Annotated in this window: 8 protein-coding genes; 3 read left to right on the top strand and 5 right to left on the bottom strand. The window is 47.7% G+C overall.

The window, feature by feature from the left end:
- The first annotated feature begins 501 nt into the window (after positions 1–501).
- Positions 502–1,044 (top strand): gamma carbonic anhydrase family protein, encoded by a 543-nt coding sequence (locus tag IEV89_RS21390; protein WP_188475511.1) that lies wholly within the window; start codon positions 502–504, stop codon positions 1,042–1,044.
- A 50-nt stretch (positions 1,045–1,094) separates the two neighbouring features.
- Here IEV89_RS21390 and aroE read toward each other — a convergent pair whose 3' ends face one another.
- The 5 genes from aroE to dprA are packed head-to-tail and all read right to left on the bottom strand — an operon-like array spanning position 1,095 to position 4,686.
- Positions 1,095–1,916, bottom strand: a complete 822-nt coding sequence (gene aroE, locus IEV89_RS21385; RefSeq protein ID WP_188475509.1) for a shikimate dehydrogenase — start codon at positions 1,914–1,916, stop codon at positions 1,095–1,097.
- A gap of 8 nt (positions 1,917–1,924) precedes the next feature.
- On the bottom strand, positions 1,925–2,494 hold the full coding sequence (gene tsaC / locus IEV89_RS21380) for an L-threonylcarbamoyladenylate synthase type 1 TsaC (RefSeq protein ID WP_188475508.1): 570 nt from the start codon (positions 2,492–2,494) through the stop codon (positions 1,925–1,927).
- Position 2,495: 1 nt separating this feature from the next.
- Complete coding sequence (locus IEV89_RS21375) at positions 2,496–3,047, bottom strand: DNA topoisomerase family protein (protein WP_188475506.1); 552 nt, start codon at positions 3,045–3,047, stop codon at positions 2,496–2,498.
- 24 nt (positions 3,048–3,071) lie between these two features.
- Entirely contained in the window at positions 3,072–3,545 is a 474-nt protein-coding gene (locus IEV89_RS21370; protein WP_188475505.1) for a DUF494 family protein, read from the bottom strand.
- Positions 3,517–4,686 carry a DNA-protecting protein DprA gene (dprA, locus tag IEV89_RS21365; RefSeq protein WP_188475504.1) on the bottom strand — a complete coding sequence of 390 codons (1,170 nt, stop codon included), beginning with the start codon at positions 4,684–4,686 and terminating at the stop codon, positions 3,517–3,519. The genes IEV89_RS21370 and dprA overlap by 29 nt, the downstream gene beginning before the upstream one ends.
- Before the next feature lie 137 nt (positions 4,687–4,823).
- Between dprA and def the strand changes: the two genes are divergently transcribed.
- Both def and fmt read left to right on the top strand, forming a co-directional pair.
- Positions 4,824–5,336 (top strand): peptide deformylase, encoded by a 513-nt coding sequence (def, locus tag IEV89_RS21360; protein ID WP_188475503.1) that lies wholly within the window; start codon positions 4,824–4,826, stop codon positions 5,334–5,336.
- A 26-nt stretch (positions 5,337–5,362) separates the two neighbouring features.
- On the top strand, positions 5,363–6,298 hold the full coding sequence (gene fmt, locus IEV89_RS21355) for a methionyl-tRNA formyltransferase (RefSeq protein ID WP_188475502.1): 936 nt from the start codon (positions 5,363–5,365) through the stop codon (positions 6,296–6,298).
- Positions 6,299–6,320 lie beyond the last annotated feature (22 nt).

Here is a 6,320-nt window from a genome sequence, read left to right as displayed (position 1 = left end):
TTAAAGTTCGATTTGCTTCAACTCGTGAAGCGATGCTCAAAAACTGACTTTTGCAAAACTAAAAGTTCGTAATAATTCAACTAAATGAATTACTGCTTGGTCACTCTTTAAGACTTGATATTTTTTTGCCACCGAAGTGGCTGATATCGTCTTGTAGTTACGCGCTTTCGCTTGGTAACTCGAGGTGGCGTATATTACGCTTTCCTCTTTCAGTGTCAACCGTTTATTTCACCGGATGCCGCTGTTTTTAATCTTTCCGACCCGGTCACTTCGTGATGTTGTTCACGTTGTTCCCTGTCGATGGAGCGGCATTATAGGGATCCGAATTTTTTGCACAAGCCTTTTTTCCAATAAAAGGATCGACTGCGTATTTTTCAACCCTTTCGCGGAGATCTCGCTCGATCCGCTGGTTTTCACACCAATCTGATTGAGCTCAAATTGGTATTTCCTCAGACCCGAACTATATTGCCAAGGTCAAAACTCACTTATGGGGTGCTTCAGATGTCTCAGGCTTTACGTGCTTATCAGGGATTAACACCAACATTAGGAGAAAGAGTCATGGTTGATCCCTCCAGTGTGGTGATTGGCGATGTGGATCTGGCCGATGATGTCAGTATCTGGCCGCTGGTGGTGATACGGGGGGATGTGAATAATGTCGTGATCGGTTGCAGAACCAATGTGCAGGATGGAAGCGTGCTGCATGTCACCCACCAGTCGCGGCATAATCCTGAAGGCCATCCTCTTATTATTGGGGAGGACGTCACCGTAGGTCATAAAGCCATGCTGCATGGCTGCACTATCGGAAACCGGGTGCTGGTGGGAATGGGATCGATATTGCTGGACGGTACGCTCGTTGAAGATGATGTAATGATTGGCGCTGGCAGTCTGGTTCCGCCCGGGAAAATCCTTGAAAGCGGTTACCTCTATTTAGGCAGCCCAGTTAAGCAGATACGGGAGCTGACGTCAGAGGAACTTGCAGGATTGACGTACTCTTCGAATAACTATGTGACTTGGAAAAATCTCTACCTTTCTCAGGAACAATAAAGAAGAGCATTGCCTGAACAGTAAAATGCGCACTGTTCAGGCATTAACGGTTAAGCCAGCAAGTCTTTCTTTAACTGTTCCAGCACAGGTTCAATCTCAGGCATAACACCATGCCACAGATAGAAAGCATGGGCAGCCTGCCCCACCAGCATTCCTAACCCGTCAGCATAACCCGTTACTCCGTTATTTTTAGCCCATGTGAGGAAAGGCGTTAAACCGGCCTGATAATACATATCGTAGACACGCGTCTGCGCGGTCAGCACTTTTTCAGGGATCGCAGGGATCTCCCCTTTAATACCTGAAGCCGTGGCATTAATGATCAGATCGAAGGATTCCTCAGCCAGATCGGCTAATGCGATAGCCCGGATATCCCCTTTCTCTTCGAAGATATGGCTCAGGTGCTGTGCACGTTCAAACGTCCGGTTGGTGACAACAACCGAACAGCCATGAGACAGCAAAGGAAGGATCACCCCTCGCGCAGCGCCACCAGCACCGATCAATAAAACCCGATCACCTTTCTTCAACAGTACCAGCCGCTCAAGGTCACTCAGCATGCCAATGCCATCGGTGTTATCCCCGAGCAACCGGCCGTCTTCAAGCTTTTTCAGGGTATTCACAGCACCGGACATTGCAGCGCGGTCCGTCAGTTCATCAGATTCGGCAAAAGCACGCTCTTTAAAAGGCACGGTGATATTTGCCCCGCGGGCTCCGCCCTCAAAAAAGGTTCGCAGCGTTTCTTCAAACTCTTCATGCGGTGCCAGCACGGTGCCATAGGTGTGATCGACTCCGGTCTGACTGGCAAACAATGCATGAATACGAGGGGATTTACTGTGGCCGATCGGATTTCCAAATACCGCGAAAGATGGCATCACTTCTTCCTTTAACCTTGACGGATCAGGTTGCCGGTAAGGGCATCCCGAATTTCTGATGGATTTTCTCTTCCGCCGACATCGCCATCAATTACAGGGAAATTATCCCCGAACTGGAGTCGGACTTCTGCAGGCAACCGGCATGGCGGCTCGCCATTGAGATTCGCACTGGTAGATACCAGCGGCTTGCCAAATTTTTGGCAAAGCTCTTTTACCAGCGGATGATCGGTAACCCGCACCGCCAGCGACGTAAAACATCCGGTTAACCATTCAGGCGTTGAAGGTTTTGCAGGCATGACCCAGGTTACCGGGCCCGGCCAGAATGACCAGATATGTGCCAGCTGTTGTTCAGTGAGCAATGAGTCATCTATATAAGGAAGAAGCTGCTGATAATTGTCAGCGATCAGAATAAGACCTTTATCTTTTGGCCGCTTCTTCAGCGCCAGAAGCGCATCGACAGCCTGTTCGCTATCCGGATCACAACCAAGCCCAAAGACGGCTTCTGTTGGATAAGCCACAACCTGCTGTTCACGCAGCGCATCAAGCACAAGGGTAAATGAGTTTTCTAAACTTTTATTCATCTTATTCGTTATCTTTAATTTCGACGGCTTTACCGCACAATTTACTGGCACAAAATAGCTTAATACCTTGCGCCGTTTTCTTTTCCATCAATAAAGGGTAATGGCAATGGACGCATTCCCCCGCCACCGGCTTATTATTGATGGCAAACTGACATTCAGGATAACGATCACAGGCATGAAATACTTTTCCAAACCTGGATTTACGCTGTAAAAGATATCCCCGCAGGCACTGAGGGCACTGGAGCGTCGTTTCTTCAGGTTTATCAATCGTTTCTGTGTGGTCACATTCGGGGTAATGGCTGCAACCAATAAACATGCCATAACGGCCCTGCCGCAGCACTAAGGTCGACTCACATTTAGGACATAATTGCCCATCCAGTACTTTCACAATATGGCCATCTGCCTGAGATTTCAGAGGACGAATATACTGGCATTCTGGATAGGATGAACAACTCAGAAAAGGGCCGTGGCGACCATTACGGATCACCAGGTTGGCCCCGCATTCCGGACAGGATTCATTTTGCTTCTCAGCAAAAAGTGCTGCTTTTGTCATATCTTACTTTTTACCTGTTATCCCTTAATGCAGATAACCTTCATTAACTTCAAACAACAGCTCTTCCATTTGCTGATAAGCGCTTTCATATCCGGGGATATTAAAGAGTACCATCAGCACCACCCACTTAAGATCTTCGAGATCAAAATCGTCAGTGTCGAGAGCCATAACACGATCGATAACCATCTCCCTGGTATCAAAATTCAATACTTTTATCTGTTCAAGAAACAATAAAAAACCACGACAGCTGACATCTAACCGATTCGCTTCCTCATCAGTATAAACTCGTAAAGCAAGAGGGTCTGTTTCCATCAAATGAGATGGTGTTTCACCTTCTTGCAGATCAGCAAGTTTTTCAAGCCAATTCAACGCATTGTTGATATCAGCCCGATGAAATCCCGCTTCAGCCAAATCGTCCGTTAACCTATCCTGGTCGACATTCATCTCCGCTTCGTTATGAATGTAAGTTTCAAATAAGTACATTAGTACGTCGAACATGGCCAGCCCTCTTAATTCGGACATAGCCGCCGGGTACAGCTGCGATCCATCCTGCTAACTCCAGTTCAAGTAGTTTACCTACTACCTCTGGCACAGGTTGGCCGGCACGTTCGGCGACGACGTCAACAGGTGTCACCTCATATTCTACGTTAGCCAACACATCAGTAAATGGCAATTCAACTTCGTCGTCTTCTGCACAAATAATATCCTTTGAGGCAAATTTCGCTTCCGGAGGCACAAAATCTTTGTGATCAGGACATGGGAGCGTAGATAACCAAGTCAATCCACTACCAATCTGTTCTGCAATATCATTGGGGTCCGTGACCAGATAGGCACCCTGCTTGATTAACCAGTGTGTTCCTTCACTCGTTGCACTATTGATAGGTCCGGGAAGTGCAAACACTTCGCGATCTTGTTCTAACGCATAACGCGCGGTGATTAAAGACCCACTGCGCAATGACGCTTCAACCACCAGTACGCCAGCACTCATTCCGCTAATGATTCGATTACGTCGGGGGAAATTGGCAGGAATAGCCGCGGCACAGACCTCCAGTTCAGAAACAAGCGCGCCACCTTGCTCGAGTATCCTGCAGGCAAGATGCTCATGTCGACGGGGATGAATACGTGTAAGTCCGCTGCCAAGCACGGCAATCGTTGTACCACCACAATTGAGGGCAGCCTCATGACTTATCCCATCAATTCCCAGAGCCAATCCGCTGGTGATAGTAAATCCACTGTTAACCAAACCGGCTGAAAAATAGGCCGCCCATTGTTCTCCATACTGGGTGTATTTCCGGCTACCTACCATCGCCAATTGAGGCGTAGCAAGGGCAGAGAGATTTCCTGCAACAAAAAGCACTACAGGTGCTGACGTTACGTGTTTTAACAATGTGGGATAACGCAGATCGTTTATCGTAATAAGATAGTGATGTTCGTATTCAAGCCAACGCAATGAAGCACGTAACTGCTCGTGACTTACCCGACAAAATGCGTTGATCTGATCTGCAGTCATTCCAGATTCAACGAGTAAAGCGCTCTTGCCAGCGGCCTCATTAGTCATGATATCTGCCACACGACAGGCAACCGCCACATCAAGCCGCCTGACTGTTGATAAGCGTAACCATACTTCTTGCTGAGTCATCAATATATTTCCTTATATTTCCTTCCAACGCCCGCACCTACTGGTTCAATTGGCAGAGGATGCTGTCAATCAGAGCAAGAAATGTCTAGAATGGTGTCTATATATCGTCAATCAATTGAATAAAGATCCATAAATTTATGTCCGTATTACATATCTTACATTTCCCAGACGAGCGTCTTCGCATTACTGCCAAGCCGGTCAAAGAAGTTAACGCCGAGATTCAGCAAATCGTGGATGATATGTTTGAAACCATGTATGCCGAAGAAGGTATCGGCTTGGCTGCAACGCAGGTAGACATTCATCAGCGTATCATCGTGATTGATGTCTCTGAAAACCGCGACGAGCGTCTGGTTCTCATCAACCCTGAATTGCTGGAAAAAAGCGGCGAAACCGGGATTGAAGAAGGCTGCTTGTCGATTCCTGAACAACGTGCTCTGGTTCCTCGGGCCGAAAAAGTGAAGATTCGCGCGCTTGATCGTGACGGTAAAACATTTGAACTTGCAGCTGATGACCTGCTGGCTATCTGTATCCAACATGAAATGGATCATTTAGTGGGTAAATTATTTATCGATTATTTATCTCCACTGAAACGTCAACGTATCCGTCAAAAGATGGAAAAGATGGCCAAGCTGAACGCTCGACCTGAGTGATTTTTAATTCATAACAGGAATTAGCTTTGCGAATAGTATTTGCAGGAACGCCTGATTTTGCAGCGCATCATCTTGACGCACTTTTCACTTCGGGACACCAGGTCGTGGGTGTATTCACACAACCTGACAAGCCTGCGGGGCGTGGGAATAAACTAGCTTCCAGCCCTGTCAAAGTGCTCGCTGCAAGTCATAATATCCCCGTCTACCAACCTAAGTCCCTGCGTTCTGCAGAAAGCCAGCAATTAATTGCTGAACTGGATGCCGATATCATGGTCGTGGTGGCTTACGGGTTGATCTTGCCGCAGGCGGTATTAGATATGCCTAAGTTAGGTTGTATCAATGTACACGGCTCGCTTCTTCCGCGCTGGCGGGGAGCTGCACCAATTCAGCGTGCCTTGTGGGCAGGTGATACCCATACAGGCATTACTATCATGCAGATGGATATCGGTCTTGATACAGGCGATATGCTACATAAAATCGAATGTGTCATTGAACCGGAAGATACTAGCGCTAATCTCTATAACAAATTAGCAAAGCTCGGCCCAGTCGGCATGTTGACCACGCTTGAGCAATTGGCCTCAGGAACTGCGCATGCAGAAGTACAGGATGAAGCGCTTGTCACCTACGCGGAAAAGTTGAGTAAAGAGGAGGCCCGCATAGACTGGTCCTTGCCAGCTAGCCAACTGGAGCGCTGTATTCGCGCTTTTAATCCGTGGCCAATGAGCTATTTTCTCATTCATGAACAACCGGTGAAGGTCTGGCATGCCACTGTGCTCGCACAGCAGAGCCGAGCCCTGCCGGGAACACTGATATCCGCAACAAAAAATGGTATCCAGGTGGCCACTTCAGACGGAATTCTGAATATTTTGCAGTTGCAGCCTGCAGGTAAAAAAAACATGTCTGCACAGGACATACTTAACTCTCGTCGCGAATGGTTTACCGAAGGCACCGTTTTCGCCTGACTATTCCGATAACGCCCGGCAA

Source organism: Hafnia psychrotolerans, assembly GCF_014639435.1.
GTDB lineage: Bacteria > Pseudomonadota > Gammaproteobacteria > Enterobacterales > Enterobacteriaceae > Ewingella > Ewingella psychrotolerans.
The sequence above is the reverse complement of the archived record's forward strand: the minus strand, read 5'-3'. Positions and strand labels throughout refer to the sequence as shown.

Excerpts from the sequence above, each read along its gene's own strand:
- IEV89_RS21390 (WP_188475511.1), top strand. The coding sequence starts at position 502 with ATGTCTCAGGCTTTACGTGCTTATCAGGGATTAACACCAACATTAGGA.
- tsaC (WP_188475508.1), bottom strand. The coding sequence starts at position 2,494 with ATGAATAAAAGTTTAGAAAACTCATTTACCCTTGTGCTTGATGCGCTG.
- IEV89_RS21375 (WP_188475506.1), bottom strand. The coding sequence starts at position 3,047 with ATGACAAAAGCAGCACTTTTTGCTGAGAAGCAAAATGAATCCTGTCCG.
- IEV89_RS21370 (WP_188475505.1), bottom strand. The coding sequence starts at position 3,545 with ATGTTCGACGTACTAATGTACTTATTTGAAACTTACATTCATAACGAA.
- dprA (WP_188475504.1), bottom strand. The coding sequence starts at position 4,686 with ATGACTCAGCAAGAAGTATGGTTACGCTTATCAACAGTCAGGCGGCTT.
- def (WP_188475503.1), top strand. The coding sequence starts at position 4,824 with ATGTCCGTATTACATATCTTACATTTCCCAGACGAGCGTCTTCGCATT.